13 protein-coding genes are annotated in these 16,056 nt (G+C 57.9%); 1 reads left to right on the top strand and 12 read right to left on the bottom strand.

Annotated features, from left to right (window positions below):
* Positions 1–205 precede the first annotated feature (205 nt).
* The 6 genes from GOB87_RS01945 to aceA form a co-directional block, all read right to left on the bottom strand.
* A complete protein-coding gene (locus GOB87_RS01945; RefSeq protein WP_166312850.1) occupies positions 206–1,498 on the bottom strand; it encodes a lipopolysaccharide biosynthesis protein in 1,293 nt (430 codons plus the stop codon).
* Positions 1,491–2,618: a hypothetical protein gene (locus tag GOB87_RS01940; RefSeq protein WP_166312849.1), complete on the bottom strand. Its 1,128-nt coding sequence runs from the start codon at positions 2,616–2,618 to the stop codon at positions 1,491–1,493. Before GOB87_RS01940 ends, GOB87_RS01945 begins: the two co-directional genes overlap by 8 nt.
* 268 nt (positions 2,619–2,886) lie before the next feature.
* Positions 2,887–3,627, bottom strand: a complete 741-nt coding sequence (locus GOB87_RS01935) for an LrgB family protein (RefSeq protein ID WP_194303162.1) — start codon at positions 3,625–3,627, stop codon at positions 2,887–2,889.
* Positions 3,627–4,049 (bottom strand): CidA/LrgA family protein, encoded by a 423-nt coding sequence (locus GOB87_RS01930; protein ID WP_166312847.1) that lies wholly within the window; start codon positions 4,047–4,049, stop codon positions 3,627–3,629. The genes GOB87_RS01935 and GOB87_RS01930 overlap by 1 nt, the downstream gene beginning before the upstream one ends.
* Positions 4,050–4,287: 238 nt before the next feature.
* Complete coding sequence (locus GOB87_RS01925; protein WP_166312846.1) at positions 4,288–6,507, bottom strand: malate synthase G; 2,220 nt, start codon at positions 6,505–6,507, stop codon at positions 4,288–4,290.
* Positions 6,508–6,625: 118 nt separating this feature from the next.
* Complete coding sequence (gene aceA, locus GOB87_RS01920) at positions 6,626–7,912, bottom strand: isocitrate lyase (RefSeq protein WP_166312845.1); 1,287 nt, start codon at positions 7,910–7,912, stop codon at positions 6,626–6,628.
* 135 nt (positions 7,913–8,047) lie between these two features.
* On the opposite strand from aceA, the gene GOB87_RS01915 reads away from it, so the two are divergent.
* Positions 8,048–9,478 carry a helix-turn-helix domain-containing protein gene (locus tag GOB87_RS01915; RefSeq protein WP_166312844.1) on the top strand — a complete coding sequence of 477 codons (1,431 nt, stop codon included), beginning with the start codon at positions 8,048–8,050 and terminating at the stop codon, positions 9,476–9,478.
* 62 nt (positions 9,479–9,540) lie between these two features.
* Here the strand turns inward: GOB87_RS01915 and GOB87_RS01910 are convergent, their stop codons facing one another.
* The 6 genes from GOB87_RS01910 to GOB87_RS01885 all read right to left on the bottom strand — a co-directional run bounded on the left by GOB87_RS01910 (position 9,541) and on the right by GOB87_RS01885 (position 16,053).
* Positions 9,541–10,077, bottom strand: coding sequence for a DUF3035 domain-containing protein (locus GOB87_RS01910; protein ID WP_166312890.1), 537 nt, complete (start codon positions 10,075–10,077; stop codon positions 9,541–9,543).
* Between the two features lie 94 nt (positions 10,078–10,171).
* The gene (gene lspA / locus GOB87_RS01905; protein WP_166312843.1) at positions 10,172–10,687 is read right to left on the bottom strand and encodes a signal peptidase II; all 516 of its coding nucleotides are present in this window, start codon (positions 10,685–10,687) and stop codon (positions 10,172–10,174) included.
* A 6-nt stretch (positions 10,688–10,693) separates the two neighbouring features.
* The gene (ileS, locus tag GOB87_RS01900; RefSeq protein WP_166312842.1) at positions 10,694–13,600 is read right to left on the bottom strand and encodes an isoleucine--tRNA ligase; all 2,907 of its coding nucleotides are present in this window, start codon (positions 13,598–13,600) and stop codon (positions 10,694–10,696) included.
* A 113-nt stretch (positions 13,601–13,713) separates the two neighbouring features.
* On the bottom strand, positions 13,714–13,923 hold the full coding sequence (locus GOB87_RS01895) for a TOBE domain-containing protein (RefSeq protein WP_166312841.1): 210 nt from the start codon (positions 13,921–13,923) through the stop codon (positions 13,714–13,716).
* A 448-nt stretch (positions 13,924–14,371) separates the two neighbouring features.
* Positions 14,372–15,352, bottom strand: a complete 981-nt coding sequence (locus GOB87_RS01890; protein WP_166312840.1) for a WD40 repeat domain-containing protein — start codon at positions 15,350–15,352, stop codon at positions 14,372–14,374.
* Positions 15,353–15,462: 110 nt separating this feature from the next.
* Entirely contained in the window at positions 15,463–16,053 is a 591-nt protein-coding gene (locus tag GOB87_RS01885; protein WP_166312839.1) for a TlpA family protein disulfide reductase, read from the bottom strand.
* Positions 16,054–16,056 lie beyond the last annotated feature (3 nt).

Below are 16,056 nucleotides of genomic sequence, written 5' to 3'. Positions count from 1 at the left end.
GCTTCGGCTCCCTTTTTTTGTTTCAGGTGTCAATTCAGGTGCTGTCTTTGGCATGCAAAAGGGAATTGCCATGCGCGTGCGCCAATCGGTTTAAATGGTTTGCAAAGAACTGCTGCCGAGAGGCGTATTCCTCGCAAATCGGAGGAAGGTTCCTGTCCAAGGCAAGACGCATTTATAACAACGTCTGCACGGCCTATCGACGCGGTTACTTCCTGAATACGCGCGGAAGCCACGCGGCGCACACGATGAGTGCAAGCAGGTTGGAGAACGCCGTTGAAAGGCAGGCGCCATTCAGTCCGAACTCAACGGTCATCAGGTAGAGAAGCGGGAAATAAATGGCGATTATGATCGTACGGTTTCGGACAAGCACCTTTGTATATCCGGATACCATCAGAAGCGGTTCGACCGGCACCATCAGAAGATCGAATATGGCCGAACTCAGCATGATCAGGATGTAGGAGGTGGAATGGATCGACTTGGTATGAACGAGATAGGCAAAGATGTGATTGCCCGCGAAGATGGACAGCAACAGCAGCACTGCCGATATGGAAATCAGCGAAAGAAATATCTGTGTAATGACCTTCCGTAGACCGTCCCAATCCCTGTCATCACGTAATTTGACAAGCTCAGGATAGATGACGGGCGCGGTCAACTGAGCGGGCGTGACAATTCCATTGGCGATTTGCCGGCACACCCGATACACGGCCACATCGACGGGTCCGAGTATTCCGCCCACGATGAGCATCGCGATGTTATTGGAAATGGCGTAAAGCGTCTGGCTTACACTGGTATTTTTCGTAAATTTCCACATGTCGGGCAGCGCCCATTTCCAGTTCCTGAATGCGTGCAGGAAATGGAAGGGGAAATACGTGTTCAGAATGACGACGGCGGTGGTCACGGACACGACGAAGTCGCAAATGACGATGCCAGCCCACACCATTAAAAAATAAGCCAGTTTCAATTTGAAGAAATAACCGATCAAAACGCCAATCATCTGGAGCAGCGCCAGAAGGGAATCCTTGACGGTGACAATGTAGAATTTCCGTGTAAGTCGGAAAACGCCAACGCACCAACCCGTATACATGAGGAAAGACACGCAGGCGTACAGCGTTGCCAGAGCCCATATCTTGAAAGGCCAATGGGCAAAAACAGTATAGATCTGCGCGCCCACCAGACTGATGAGCAGCGCCGCAAAGGCGGAGATGACATCCAGCCGGATGCTGAAGGAAACGACTTTTCTTAGAAATGTATAATGCTTCTCGTGAAAAGCGTTGCTCCCGAAATGGATAAGTGTCCGCCACGATTGAAGGCGAGAAAGGCGTGATCCCATGAGCGCCAGTGAATGGATAAGGATGAGAAATCCATAGTCACTCAGACCGATCGTGCGGACAGTGAAGGCAATATAGACAAAGCCGCAGCAGGCAGTGATTATTTTTCCCGCCGTCAAAAGCCCCGCGTTCTGGAGGATGGAACTGAAAACCGAGCGTTGTTCAGACATGGGCTGCGCAGGACATGTAATTTACAATGGCGGTGGCGGCACGTTCTGACGCACCGAAAGGTGGCAGATCGCCGAACGTTTCCCGAAACAGTGTTTCCTGCGCAGGTTTATACTCCGCATGACGCTCTTGGGCGCGTGCGATAGCGGGCAGGACATCTTCCGGTCGATCCACAACTTCTCCGGCCGCCCAATGCCGGAACGCGGGATTATCGCGCCATGCGACTTTGGCGGCATTGAGAAAAACACAGGGACGTGGGAAAAGCAGGAACTCGTACACTTGACTGCTGATGTCGCCCAGATAGATGGCGGCGTGAGCCGTATAGGTCATATCGAGCATCCGGGGCGATCCCGTATCCGCAAGGACCTGCGGGCCTTCCAGCCGTTTCAGGAAGTGCTTTCTCAGCCCGATTTTCTTGTCGAACATTTCAATATGCGGGGCGACGATCAGGTTGTAGCGGCTCTGCTGTTTGATGCCCGCAACGACCGTGCGGACGTATTTTTCATAAGAAGACAGTCCGCGTTTGTAATGCGGATTGTAGAGAATGAACGGATGACCATTGGGGAAGGGAGCGTAACTCTTCTGTCGAACCGCTTCGAAGACGTCGAACTTGGGATATCCCACAACTCGTATGTTTCCGGTCTTAACCAACCCCTGCTTGAGATAATAGCGCTCCAGTTTGGGGCCGGAGAGGGCCACCAGGTCGAATTTACTGACCAGATATTCGCGTTTTATGTATCTGTCGCCCGCCCCATGCGCCATCCAGATCAGTTTTGGCGAAATAAGGCCGTGATCTTTCAGTAATCCGGTTACAAACTCTGTTGAAAGAAGAGCATCGAATTGTTCGAATTCTTGAGTGTATTGATTCAGAATGGCAAGCCGATAATCATTTATGTTTTTGAAGGGGCGCAGGAAGGCCGCTTTCCAGTCAGCTTTTAGTTTCTTCGCCGGAAGAGCAGGAGCATTCAAGGCTTCGCGGATGATCCGCAGATGTTCGGGAACATCATCGAAAAGATAATATTCCACCACCTGCACGTCAGGATGTTGCGCCAATGCGCTCGCAACAGAGGCGATGTGATAACATTCATAGGGTTGCGAGAGATAAAGAAAGGCAATCTTCATCAAGAGGTCCGGTTTCCCGAATGGACGTGCGGCCGGTCATTCCAAAACAGTGTGCTGAACCATGCGTCCGCCTCCATGCGCAACCGGAGCATGGCGGAGTGTCACGACAGCGGAAAGGGGAAGCGGCGGACATCCTTATGAATGGCGTGGAGCGACAATGCCCGCACTCCTTACGCCTCTTTCCGCCATTTCTTCAAGAGCGGTGGATTTGTGCCCCTGAACCTCATGTTTGCCGGGAAAGGAACAGGCGTTCTGCGTTGCTCGTCTTTCAGCCCGGTAGAAAGTAGAGCACCAACGGCACGATAAGCGCCGTCACCAGTCCGTTCAGGCCGATACCCAAAGCCGCAAACGCCGCGCCCACCGGATCGCGTTGCGCTACCTGTGCCGCTGCAATCCCACTGCCCGCAATCCCCGCCGCCAGCCCGTGCGCGCGCCAGTCGGTGATGCCAAGCCGCCGCAATGTGCTTTCCCCGATCATCGCAGCGATGATGCCGCCAAGGATGGCGAATGCCGCCGTCAGGGCCGGAATGCCGCCGATCTGTTCCGTGATGGCAATGGCGATGGGGGTTGTCACGGCCTTGGGTGCCATGGACAGCGCGACCTCATGAGATCCGCCCAGAAGCAGAACGAACACGATTCCACTGACCACGGATGTGATGGAACCGGCCAGAAGCGCCAGCGTCATGGCGGGAAGACTGCGTGTCACCAGCCGGATTGAGTCCGCCAGAGGAATGGCCAACGCCACCGTGGCCGGACCGAGCAGGAAGTGGATGATCTGCACCGAATGGAAGTAGGTGTCATAAGGCGTCTGCGTCGCAAACAGCGCCAGCGCCACCATGACGATGGCAAACAGCACCGGGTTGGCCCATGGGGCGCGTCCAAGACGCAACTGGAGCTTTATGCCCAGTGCGAACATCCCCAGCGTAACGCACAGCCAGAACAGGGTTTCCATGTTCGGTTCGGGCAGGAAACGGGCATAAATCCCGTGCAGGGTATGGGCAATGTTCATCACAGCACCTGTCCACCAGTATCGGCGATCTTCTCCGGCGCCGGTCGATCATGCGTCGCTCTGTGCATGACAAACGCCGTGACCAGAAGACCGAGAAGCGTGGAGCCGAACAGAGCGACGGCAATGGGGAGCAGATTGGCCATGAGCAGCGGCATCTGCGTTACCAGCCCCACGCCCGCCGGAACGAAAAGCAGACCGAGACAGGCGATCAAGGCGCGTGCGAGCGCGCCAAGGGCTGGAGAATCAAAACCCGCCCGGGCCGTATCGGCCTGATTGACCGATGCGCGGTTGCGTCGCCACAGGAGGGCGGCGGCCAGCAGAAACATGCCGATCACAGGGCCGGGAATGGGAAGATGCAGCAGCATCTGCAAGCCTGAGCCGAGCAATTGAAACAGAAGGAGAGTGAGAAAGGCTTCCGGCATGGTTCTTCTTCTTTTTATGGAAGCGGACGGAGGACTCTACCGGAAGAAAAAACCTCCGAGCGGACCGTCCATCCCGGCAAGAAACAGAGACGTTGCGCGTATCTCCCGATAGGCGCAACGCAAAGAAAAGCGATGTCACGAAGCTCTGCCCGAGATGTTCCGGCCGAGGTGTTCCGGTTGACCTGTTAACAACCGGAACACCGAGCGGCGGTCTGTCGTGGGTCGAAGTGGAAACCGCTCAGTCGGCGGCGAACTCCACATCCGACGGCGCGACCTCGGGACGCCGGTGACGGGCTTTCGCCTCCCGGCGACGTCTGTGCAGGATTTCCTCCGTGTAACCATTGGGCTGACGGGCACCGTCGAACACCAGTTCACGCGCCGCCATGAAGGCCGGTCCGTCCTGATGGGTGGCGAGCGGGATATAGCCCGGTTCATCCTGATTCTGCTCGTCCACCAGTCGCGCCATGCGGATGAGGGCAGCTTCCACCTGTGCCTGCGTCACCACCCCGTGCATCAGCCAGTTCGCCACATGCTGGGACGAGATGCGCAACGTGGCCCGATCTTCCATCAGCCCGACATTGTTGAGGTCAGGCACCTTGGAACAGCCCACGCCCATGTCCACCCAACGCACCACATAGCCAAGGATGCTCTGGAGATTAGTGTCGAGTTCGGCGGCGATTTCCTCTTCCGACCAGTGAGCGCCCTGCGCCAGCGGCAGGGAGAGCAGGTCTTCCATCGGCAACGGGGCGTGGTACGTCATTTCGTGCTGGACCGCCGTGACATCGACCTCGTGGTAGTGCAACGCGTGCAGCGTGGCCGCCGTGGGCGAGGGTACCCATGCCGTGCTGGCACCAGCACGGAGCTGCGCGCCTTTCTGCTCCAGCATGTCCGCCATCCGGTCCGGCATGGCCCACATGCCCTTGCCGATCTGTCCGTGCCCGCGCGGGCCGGTCATCAGACCCGTTTCCAGTCCGATGGCAACATTGCGCTGCTCATAGGCCCGGATCCACGGCTGCGTCTTCATCTCTCCTTTCCGCACGACGGCTCCAGCCTTCATGCAGGTGTGGATTTCATCGCCTGTGCGGTCGAGGAAACCGGTGTTAATGAAGAACACGCGCTCCCGGGCAGAGTAGATACAACCGGCAAGATTGCAGCTTGTGCGGCGTTCCTCATCCATGATGCCCATCTTGAGCGTGTTGCGGGGCAGGGAGAGAATGTCCTCGACCTTTGCAAAGATCGCATCCGACAGCGCCACTTCCTGCGAACCGTGCATCTTGGGCCGCACGAGATAGATCGAGCCGGTGCGGCTGTTACGGAACGCGCCGTTGCGCTGCAGATCATGCATGCCAATGGCCGAGACGATGGCCGCGTCGATCACGCCTTCGGGCGCATCCTGTCCTTCAGCGTCCAGCACCATGTCGGTGAACATGTGATGACCGACCGTGCGCACCAGCATCAGGCTGCGCCCGTGCAAGGTGAGCGGTGCGCCGTTGGGCGTGGTGTAGTTGCGGTCCGGCGCCAGACTCCGCGTGGACACACGTCCGTTGCGGGGGACCTGAGCGGTGAGGGTGCCGCGCATCAGGCCGAGCCAGTTGCGATAGACCTGAACCTTGTCCTGCGCGTCCACGGCGGCCACGCTGTCCTCGCAGTCCATGATCGTGCTGAGCGCAGATTCGATCTGAATGTCCGCGATCCCGGCTTTGTCGGTCTTGCCCACGACATGCTCACGATCGAAACGCAGTTCGATGTGCAGGCCGCGATTGTCGAACAGCACGGTGTTCGGTTCCCCCGGCGGTCCATTGAAACCCGCGAACTGTGTGGGATGACGTAGGCCGCTTGTGCGACCGCATTCCAGCTTCACATGCAGTTCACCATGCTGAACGTAGTAGGACAGTGCCTCCGCATGGCTGCCGATCAGCAACGGCACGGTTTCATTGAGGAACAACCGCGCACGCCGGACAACAATGCGGCCGCGCAGAGGGTTATAGCTCTCGCCCATCTGGAACGGCGGGGTCTGGGGCAGGGCATCGGTGCCGTAGAGCGCGTCGTACAGGCTCCCCCACCGTGCATTGGCGGCATTGAGGGCATAACGGGCATTGTTCACCGGCACGACGAGCTGCGGGCCGGCCACACGTCCGATTTCAGAATCCACGTTCTGGGTCGAGACGGTGAACTTGGCAGGTGTTTCTTCGACATAACCGATTTCACGCATGAAGCGTGTGCGGATTTCCATGTCGGTGCCGCTGCTGCCGATCAGGAAATTGTCGATGGCCGTCTGGAGCCGATCGCGCTGCGCCAGCGCGTGGCGGAGTTTGGGGCCGAACTCGGCGACGAGGCCCGCCACTCCCGTCCAGAACGTCTCCGGGGAGACGCCGGTTTCCGGCAGAACCTCGGTGTTGACGAAGGCATGAAGATCGCGATCGACGCTGATGCCATCAAGCTGGATGTGAGAAGTCATGGCCTGTCTCCTTGGCCGCGCTGCCTGCATGGGGATGCACAGGGAGCAGGCAACGCGGTCGTCTTCATAAATTAGGGCGGAGCGTCTCGGGTTCCGTTATCGGGACGCTCCTTCGAGGTCAGTGATGACCCCCATGGAACTGGTCATGCTCGGTCGAGCCGTGCATGGCCGTGGTGGAGGACTCGCCACCCGCCGCTGTGGTGGCCACCGCGTCGAACCAGCCGGTGCCGACTTCGCGCTGATGGCGCGTGGCGGTGTAGCCTTCGGCCTCGGCCGCGAACTCGGCCTGCTGGAGTTCGGAGTAGGCCGCCATGCCGCGCTCGGCGTAGCCTTTCGCCAGCTTGAACATCGAGAAGTTCAGCGCGTGGAAGCCCGCGAGCGTCACGAACTGATATTTGTAGCCCAGCTTGCCGATGGTCTTCTGGAACTCCGCGATATCGCGCTCGGAGAGCTTCTTCTTCCAGTTGAAAGAGGGCGAGCAGTTATAAGCCAGCAGTTTGCCCGGGTATTTCTTGTGGATGGCTTCTGCGAACTGCTCGGCTTCCTTCAGGTTCGGCTCGGACGTCTCCCACCACAGAAGGTCGGCATAGGGCGCGTAAGCCTCGCAACGGGCGATGGCATATTCCACACCCATGTCGGGTTTGATCCGGAAGAAGCCTTCCGCCGTGCGCTCACCGGTGAGGAACGGACGGTCGCGCTCGTCCACATCCGAAGTGAGCAACTGCGCGGAATGGGCGTCTGTGCGACAGACCAGAAGCGTGGGCACGCGCTCGACATCCGCAGCCAGACGGGCGGCGTTCAGTGAACGGAGATGCTGCGAGATGGGGATCAGCACCTTGCCGCCCAGATGTCCACACTTTTTCTCGGACGCCAACTGGTCCTCGAAGTGAACGCCGGCCGCGCCAGCCGCAATCATGGCGCGCATCAGTTCGAACACGTTCAGCGCGCCGCCGAATCCGGCCTCGGCATCGGCCACGATGGGGGCCATCCAGTAGGTCTTGTCGCCCTTGCCTTCCTGCGTTGCGATCTCGTCGCAGCGACGTAGCGCATTGTTGATGCGCGCCACCACATTCGGAACCGAATTGGCGGGGTAGAGTGACTGGTCCGGGTACATCTGTCCTGCGAGATTGGCATCGGCCGCAACCTGCCAGCCGGAGAGGTAGATGGCCTTCAGACCTGCCTTGACCTGCTGCATGGCCTGATTGCCGGTCAGCGCACCGAGGGAGTTGATGTAGGGTTCTTCATGCAGAAGCTTCCACAGGCGTTCCGCACCACGACGCGCAAGCGTGTGCTCAATGGTGAAAGAACCGGAGAGCTTGGCCACATCCTGCGCCGTATAGTCGCGCTGGATGCCGCCGAAGCGGGTCTTGTCGCTGATGAATTTCTCGATGTCGTTGACGGACATGACCGTGTTTCCCTTCTGGTTCAGTAGAATTTCAGTTAAGGTCACATCTGGAATTACTTCTACAGGAAAGAGGTGTGTTGTTGTGAATGCTGTAAATATGTTTACAAAAATGTTCTGTTATTTGTAAAAAATGTCATGAGCGGCGCATCTTCAACCCGTATCGGGCGCATCATCCGCAGGCTGCGACAGGAACGCGGCCTCTCCCAGCAGGCTCTCGCCACACGGCTTGGCATCTCGGCCAGCTATCTCAACCTGATCGAGCACGACCAGAGAGGCGTGACGGCGGCTCTGCTCATCAAGTTCACCCGTGCGCTCGATGTCAGCATCGAGACGCTTTCGGGGACGGAGGAGCAGAAGGTCGAGGCGCAACTGCGTGAAGCATTATCCGATCCCGAGCTTGGGGCGGACATGGAGGGGGCAGCGCACGAGGTTACGACGGTCGCGGCCCAGCCCAATGTCGCCCGCGCCATTCTCGCGCTGCATCAGGCCTATCGCGCGGCGCGGCATGATGCGGAAGGCATGGCGCTTCCCGGTGGCCGACGGCTGATCCTACCACATGAGGAAGTGCGCCGTATTCATGACGAGCGCATGAATTACTTTCCTGAACTGGAAAAGGTGGCGGAAAGCGTACGCGATGACATGGCGCACGCGCTTGGCTTTGCCAGCGGCCCGACATTGCCTCAATCCGAAGTCAATCACGCGGTTGCCTCGCGACTGCGTCAGCAGCACGGTGTGGTAGTACAGGTGCTGCCTTCAGGCGATGTGCTGCGACGCTACGATCCGGCCCTGCGCCAATTGGTGCTGTCCGACCTTCTCCCGCGTGAAAGCCGTGGGTTTCAACTCGCTTTCCAACTCATGCAGTTCGAGGCTCGAGAGGCCATCGACAAGGTGTTGCGGCAGGAAGTGCCCAGCACGCGGGAGGCGCGTGTTTTTCTTGAAATCGGCCTGACCAATTACGCGGCGGCAGCACTGCTCATGCCCTATCTGAGCTTTCTCGAAATGGCGACGGCCTGCCGCTACGACATCGAGGTTCTGTCGTTGCGATTCGGCGTTTCCTATCAACAGGCAGCACAAAGACTGGCCAGCCTTCAGCGTCCGGGCGCACGCGGTATTCCGATTTTCTTTGTGCGCACGGACCCGGCTGGAAACATCACCAAAAGCTTTTCCTCCTGCGGTTTTCCTGTGCCCCGGCAGGGCAATCCCTGCCCACAATGGAATGCCTGCACGGCCTTCACCACACCGGGCGCAATCCGGACACAAGTTGTGGCGTTCACTACGGGTCAGACGTTCCTGTCCGTGGCCCGCAGTCAGGTGGGGGCCGTCACTCAGTGGGGCGAGCCACGACCGATGCAGAACGTCGTGGTCGGCTGTGACATCACGCGGGCAGGAGAGGTGGTTTATGCGGATCGTCTCAATCTGGAGGCAAAACCCACACCTATCGGCATTTCATGCCATCTGTGTGACTGGAAAGACTGTCGCTCACGGGCATTTCCTCCTGTCGCGCACCGGCTGACACCGGATGTGAACCAGAAGATCATGCGCCCCATTCCATTCGAAGGGCCGTAAGAGACGAAAAAGGCCGGAGGGGAAACCCGCTCCGGCCTCTGATTCTTTCCATCGTAAAGGCGTCAGAAAACGCCAAGTACCTTGGATTTCTTAGCCTTCATCGTAGGGGTGGCGCCTTTTGTGGGCGCATTGCCCAGCGCTGCGTTGGCTTTCAGACGACGATTCTCGGCATCGCCATCCACCACGGAACCAGCGCCGCCACCTTTCCAGAACAGCAGGGCATCGACATAGCCTTCGCCGGCCTTGCCCAGTTCGCCTTCATCCGGCTGGTCGGCCGAAGCCGCGGCTTCATTGATCAGCATGGTCTGGCCGTCGCTGTTGGTGCCACCCACACCATGCAGAGCGACGTCGGGGGAAAGGGTTTCCAGCGCCTGAAGGCTTTCGTTCTCGTCATGGGGAACGGCAGCCCCGCTACCCGGCTTCACGAGTTCCGAAGTGGGAGGCATTGAGAGAGGCGCCCGCGTGGTTACGGTGTATTCGTCCGGCACGCTGCGCGTCAGCCCGAACGCCCGGTTCACGTCCTCACCGGAGCATCCACTCAGCAGGGCGCCAAGCCCCAGACCCAGTGCCACATGTCGAAATCCGACAATCACTCGCATTCTTCCCTGCCTCACCTGTCTCCGGTGCTCCCTGCGAAACACACGGGGGCGGTTCTCCCGCATGACGATTTCCATGAGAACGGCGGGTGCGCCCTCATGATCCGGCTTTCGTATGGCCATGTAACGCATCGTGTCTCTCACGGCGCAGGCTGTCCAGTACCAGCGCCGTCACACTGCACACGATGGCCGCATCGGCCACGTTGAACACATACCACGACCAGCCGAAAGCATGCGCATGGATAAAATCCACCACCGCGCCATACCGCAGGCGGTCAAGCACGTTGCCCACAGCACCTCCCGTAATGGCGCCTACGGTGAGCGCAATGAACGGACGCGGCGTGCGTGCCATCCATACGAGCAGCGCCGAGACGATGGCAAGGGAGATGACGGAGAAGATGATCCGCCCCGCAGCGCCCGCTCCACCGAACATTCCGAACGTGATGGCGTGATTCCATACCATGGTGAAGTTCAGGCCCGGACAGATCGCCACCGAGCCTTTTTCGGGCAGACGGAAATCAAACAGAATCCAGAACTTGGAAAGCTGGTCGAGCAGGAACACCACGCAGGCTGCAAACAGCCCAAGTGCGAGCGAACGGTAATGAAGGCGCATACGGCGTCAGCCGCCCACGGACGAACAGCTGTGCGCATGCGAGACCACATCGGCACAGCGCACACACAGGGTCGGATGCGCGCTGTCCTGTCCGACTTCGGGCAGAACCTTCCAGCACCGCTCGCATTTCGCACCATCGGCCACGATCACCACCGGCACGCCACAGGGCATGACGATGTTGCCGTGCTCGTCACGCGGCGCCTTGTCCGCGATGACCGAGATTTCGGCCTGCGAGACAATGGCCAGTTCCGCCCAGTCGATTCCGGCCAGTGCGTCCACCTGATCCTCATAGACCGGCAGTTCCACGGAAGCCTGCAGGGAGGAGCCGATCAGGCCCGAGCGCCGCGCAGTCTCGATCTCGGTCGTGACGATACGCCGCACCGCGCGCAGAGTGGCCCAGCGCGCGTCCAGTTCCGGATTGCGCCACTGTTCCGGCAACTCGGGGAAGGCTTCCAGATGCACGGATGTGTCCTGTCCGAAGCGCGCGGTCCAGGCATCATCGGCTGTAAAGACCAGCACCGGCGCAAGCCATGTGGTGAGGCAGCGATGCAGCACGTCCAGCACGGTACGGGCGGCGCGACGGCGCACACTGTCAGGGGCGTCACAGTAGATCGTATCCTTGCGGACATCGAAGTAGAACGCAGATAGATCGGTCGTGCAGAAGCCGTGCAGGGCAGGGTAGACGCCGACCCATTCATGCGTGTCCACAGCCTTGCGGATCATGGAATTGAAATCCGTCAGGCGATGCAGCACCCACTGTTCCAGTTCGGGAAGCTGCTCATAGGGGAGAGCCTCCTCTTCGCTGAAACCTTCAAGCGCACCGAGCAGCCAGCGCAACGTGTTGCGCAGGCGACGATAGAGCTCGCCCTGCTGCTTGAGGATGTCCTTGCCGATCCGCAGGTCGTCGTTGGTGTCCGAGTTCATGACCCACAGGCGCAGGATATCGGAGCCAAGCGTGTCGTTCACATCCTGCGGGGCAATGACGTTGCCCAGTGATTTGGACATCTTGCGGCCCTGCTCGTCCAGAACGAAGCCGTTCGTGACGAGAGTGCGATAGGGCGCCACGCCACGTGTGCCGACGCTCTCCAGCAGGGAGGACTGGAACCAGCCGCGATGCTGGTCCGAGCCTTCCAGATAGAGGTCCGCCGGGAACCGCAGACCGGGCTGACCAAGGACGAACGCATGGGTCGAGCCACTCTCGAACCACACATCCACAACATCGAACACCTGCTCATATTCGGCGGCATCGTATTCGTTGCCAAGGAAGCGTGAAGGCTCGCTGTCATACCAGGCGTCCGCGCCTTCGGTGCGGAAAGCCGCCACGATGCGCTCCATCACTACCGCGTCGCGCAGCACTTCACCCGTGCGACGGTTGACGAACACAGCAATCGGCACACCCCATGCCCGCTGGCGCGAGATGCACCAGTCGGGGCGATCCGCCACCATGGAGGTCAGGCGATTGCGGGCCTGAGCAGGCACGAAGGTCACGTCATTGAGCGCACGCAAAGCGTTCGTGCGAATGTTCGTCTCGCCATCCATGCGGATGAACCACTGCGGTGTCGCACGGTAGATCACCGGCTTCCGCGAACGCCATGAGTGCGGATAGGAGTGAACCAGTTCACCGCGCGAAACGAGGCCCGCAGCGGGAGAGCCTGTCTCACGGCTCTTTTCCATAACGGCGCGAAGCGCGTCGCACACTGGATCGGCGGCTTTGAACACATGCACGCCTGCGAACAGGGGCGTGTGCTCCACATACCGTCCATCATCGGCCACCAGTTCCGGTACTTCGATCCCGTTGGCGCGACAGACCGAGAAATCGTCCTCACCATGCGAGGGCGCCAAGTGAACGAGACCCGTTCCCGCGTCCGCCGTCACGAATTCGGCGGGGAGGAGCGGTACATCGAAATCATAGCCCTGACCGCGCAGCGGATGGGCGGCAACCGCGCCGGTCAGGGCGGAGCCGGGCAGGGAGTGCAGGATATGATGCGCCGCGATGCCGCAGGACGCACAGACCTGATCGACCAGATCGGCCGCGACAATCAGCCGTGCACCGGGTGCGATGAAGGCTTCCGGGGCTGCGTCGTCCACTTCCAGCACGACATAGGTGATGTCTGGATTGAACGCGATCGCACGGTTGGCCGGAATGGTCCACGGCGTGGTGGTCCAGATGACGGCCGATGCTCCCGCCAGTGCATGATCGGGCGTCGGGTCCTTGATGATGGGAAACGCGACGTGGATCGTGGTGGAGGTGTGATCGTGATATTCGATCTCGGCTTCCGCCAGCGCCGTTTTCTCGACGGGGCTCCACATGACCGGTCTCAGGCCGCGATAGAGCGCGCCGTTGAGCAGGAAGCGTCCGATTTCCTCGGCAATGGCGGACTCGGATGAGTAATCCATCGTGGAATAGCGGCGCGACCACTCGCCCTGCACACCCAGACGCTGGAACTCGCTCATCTGGATGTCGAGCCATTTCGCGGCCCATGCGCGGCACTCAGCGCGGAACTGCAGGACAGGGATGGAATCCTTGTCGCGCTTGGCCTTGCGATATTCCTCTTCGACCTTCCATTCGATGGGCAGGCCGTGGCAATCCCAGCCCGGCACGTAATGCACCGCATAGCCGCTCATGCGGTGGCTGCGGTTGATGACGTCCTTGAGGATCTTGTTCAGGGCGTGACCGATATGCAGGTGCCCGTTGGCGTAAGGCGGTCCGTCATGCAGGACGAACAGCGGTTTACCTTCGCTCGCGACCAGAATTTTGCCATCGAGATCCATCTCCTTCCAGTGCGCGAGCAGTTCCGGCTCACGCTTGGGCAAATTGCCTCGCATGGGAAAGGAGGTGGTCGGCAGAAAGACGGTGTCGCGATAACCGTCCGCTGCTGCGCCGTTGGTGTTCGTCTTGTCGGATCCGGTCATCGTGCCTGCGGTCAGTCAGAATAAAGGCGGTGCTTGTGAGACAAGCTCCGTCAGAAAAGAATGTAGCGTTATGGAGAGGAGGTGCGGGGCCGGTCAAGGCGGCCCCGCTGGCATCAGCCTTCCACACCCACCATCACGTCCGACGCTTTGATGACAGCGTAGGCGCGTTTGCCCGGGGCCAGACCGAGATCGGCCACGGCCTCATTGGTGATGGAGGCCATGACGATAGCCCCGCCGATGTCGATGGAGACATGCGATGTGGTCGCGCCTTTTTCGACAGCGGTGACGGTTCCGGGAATCTGGTTGCGGGCGCTGAGTTTCATGAACATTTTTCCTCATCTTTAAGGGTAGGCTATGTGATGATGACCTCTCTCGTACTGAATGGGATCATTTTCGTCGATCAGAAAGAACTATGTTCGCGTGCTGTGCTCCCAGAGGTATGGGGTATGCAAGACGTTTTATAATCGTCGGAAATATCAAAACAACATGGAATATTTTGTGTGGACATTCGATGATCTGGCAGTCAAGGCACTAAATAATTAGAAAAACGTGGTCGACGCGACCTGTCTAAAGATGTATTTTCCACGTTCAGGACGGCTTCTGATGAGAAAAATACATACTTTATAGGACATTATTATTTAAATAAATATTATATAAATTATCATATCGATTATATTTTATTGTACAGCATCACCTCTCTTACAGACAGAAGCGACAAAACATCGCTGTTGCTAGCAAACATAACTGAAACTACGTGTGGCAATTCATCTGTTATGCGAAATTTCTCTGTGGAGTGTTCGTTTCCAGAGATAAAAAAAGTGACTTTTCCATCGTGATACCAGCTATAATCTTTCCGTCACGCGACCATGAAAGTTGCATGATATCCATTACTCCAGTTTCGATTGAGCGCAGCAGCCGTCCATCTCTTGTGTCCCATATCTTTATCCCCTGACTTCGTTCTTTTGCTTCACTCGCACCTATGCTAAACGCGGGCCCTATTCCAGAAACAAGCTTTGTTCCGTCGGGGCTGAAGGCCAAAGAACCAACTTTATTACCCTGAGAGTAGGCAGATATAGTGTGAACAACTTTTTCTTTTTCAGCATCTATTATGTATATATGTGAAAAAATATCGTGTAGCGCTATAAATTTTCCGTCCTTAGAGATGGCAATATTTGTAAACCCTAGCGGTTGCCCCAATAACTTAGACACATCAATACAACGTGAGGTGTTCGTTGATAAGTTGATGAACGCCACTTCATCTAATCCGCCTTTTGGTTTGACAACAACAATATCACCAGAAGATGCGTATCTATTCACACTATTATATCTGGATCCTTCTCCCGGATGTTGCCCATTGATGACAACAGAGGTTGAATCATTTCCAACATTCCAGATTTCAAGCATGGCATCTGGGCCGGCATTGGCTCCCGCCGGTGCGATCAGTTCATGATCATTTCGAAAAAAAAGATCTCGGACGAGATAAGTTTCGTTGCGCGGAATATCACGAACCAGCGTGCCATCAGGCTTATAGATTAAGATATTATGCCCAAAGAGACCGATGGTAGCAATATACTTTCCGGAAGGCGATATTGCGATTCCCTGGCATTGGCGCAGAGGGGGGAAACATGCGGTTTTGACGTATCGAATATCGTCGGGATTTATTGTCATGGGAGCCTTTGGGGTCTTTTTTTCAAACATTTTTATTAAGTGAACTACGGAAAATATAATTATTGAGAGAAACACTTTAATCATGCTTCATGCCTGTAGATAGGGTGGCGTGTGTATTATTATATTTATTTTATTGACCCCTCTCCGTGGTCGTCGCGACGCAGTATGAACCAAATTGATCGAATTGGGCTAATTTAGGTCAGTAGATGCAGCAGAGAAACGGCGGTATCCGGGGCACTCCACAGGATGGGGCCAGAGTGAATTGTCACCAGCAATCCTTGCGGATTGAGAAAAAGTGTCGTGGGCAACCCTTCTTCTTCCAGAGTTCCCATAATGGCGCGCCGCTCATCATAGAAGGTGGAAAATGCGGCAAGCCCCAGTTTTTCCAGAAAAGGTTGCACCACCTCCGGGCCACGATGATCGATGGCGACGGGCACAACGGCCAGTCCTGCGGCTTCCAGCGCAATCCGGGCATGGGCCAGTTTGGGAAGCTCTTTTACGCAAGGAACGCACCATGTCGCCCACAGATGCACGATGGTTGGCCGACCGCGCCAGTCAGCCAGTTCATGCTCCATTCCATCCGCATCCGTGACACTCAGCGTGGGCAACGGCTGCGGCGTGCCACGTTGCAAGCTGGATGGAGGCAGCGGGTCGCTCATCACATCGGCCGCATGAAGGCGTTTGCGCGGGGCAAGGCCAGCGATTAGGGTGCCGCCCATCACGAGAACGCAACGTCGCCGCAGCTTCGTGACAGGCTCGCGGCGGCCATGATGATGTCGAGGCATACG

This window comes from Acetobacter estunensis (assembly GCF_011516945.1).
In the GTDB taxonomy this organism is placed as follows: domain Bacteria; phylum Pseudomonadota; class Alphaproteobacteria; order Acetobacterales; family Acetobacteraceae; genus Acetobacter; species Acetobacter estunensis.
The sequence above is the reverse complement of the archived record's forward strand: the minus strand, read 5'-3'. Positions and strand labels throughout refer to the sequence as shown.

What these genes read in the sequence shown, in the direction of transcription:
- GOB87_RS01945 (WP_166312850.1), bottom strand. Translation starts at nt 1,498, where the DNA reads ATGTCTGAACAACGCTCGGTTTTCAGTTCCATCCTCCAGAACGCGGGG.
- GOB87_RS01940 (WP_166312849.1), bottom strand. Translation starts at nt 2,618, where the DNA reads ATGAAGATTGCCTTTCTTTATCTCTCGCAACCCTATGAATGTTATCAC.
- GOB87_RS01935 (WP_194303162.1), bottom strand. Translation starts at nt 3,627, where the DNA reads ATGAACATTGCCCATACCCTGCACGGGATTTATGCCCGTTTCCTGCCC.
- GOB87_RS01930 (WP_166312847.1), bottom strand. Translation starts at nt 4,049, where the DNA reads ATGCCGGAAGCCTTTCTCACTCTCCTTCTGTTTCAATTGCTCGGCTCA.
- GOB87_RS01925 (WP_166312846.1), bottom strand. Translation starts at nt 6,507, where the DNA reads ATGACTTCTCACATCCAGCTTGATGGCATCAGCGTCGATCGCGATCTT.
- aceA (WP_166312845.1), bottom strand. Translation starts at nt 7,912, where the DNA reads ATGTCCGTCAACGACATCGAGAAATTCATCAGCGACAAGACCCGCTTC.
- GOB87_RS01915 (WP_166312844.1), top strand. Translation starts at nt 8,048, where the DNA reads ATGAGCGGCGCATCTTCAACCCGTATCGGGCGCATCATCCGCAGGCTG.
- GOB87_RS01910 (WP_166312890.1), bottom strand. Translation starts at nt 10,077, where the DNA reads ATGCGAGTGATTGTCGGATTTCGACATGTGGCACTGGGTCTGGGGCTT.
- lspA (WP_166312843.1), bottom strand. Translation starts at nt 10,687, where the DNA reads ATGCGCCTTCATTACCGTTCGCTCGCACTTGGGCTGTTTGCAGCCTGC.
- ileS (WP_166312842.1), bottom strand. Translation starts at nt 13,600, where the DNA reads ATGACCGGATCCGACAAGACGAACACCAACGGCGCAGCAGCGGACGGT.
- GOB87_RS01895 (WP_166312841.1), bottom strand. Translation starts at nt 13,923, where the DNA reads ATGAAACTCAGCGCCCGCAACCAGATTCCCGGAACCGTCACCGCTGTC.
- GOB87_RS01890 (WP_166312840.1), bottom strand. Translation starts at nt 15,352, where the DNA reads ATGATTAAAGTGTTTCTCTCAATAATTATATTTTCCGTAGTTCACTTA.
- GOB87_RS01885 (WP_166312839.1), bottom strand. Translation starts at nt 16,053, where the DNA reads ATGCCTCGACATCATCATGGCCGCCGCGAGCCTGTCACGAAGCTGCGG.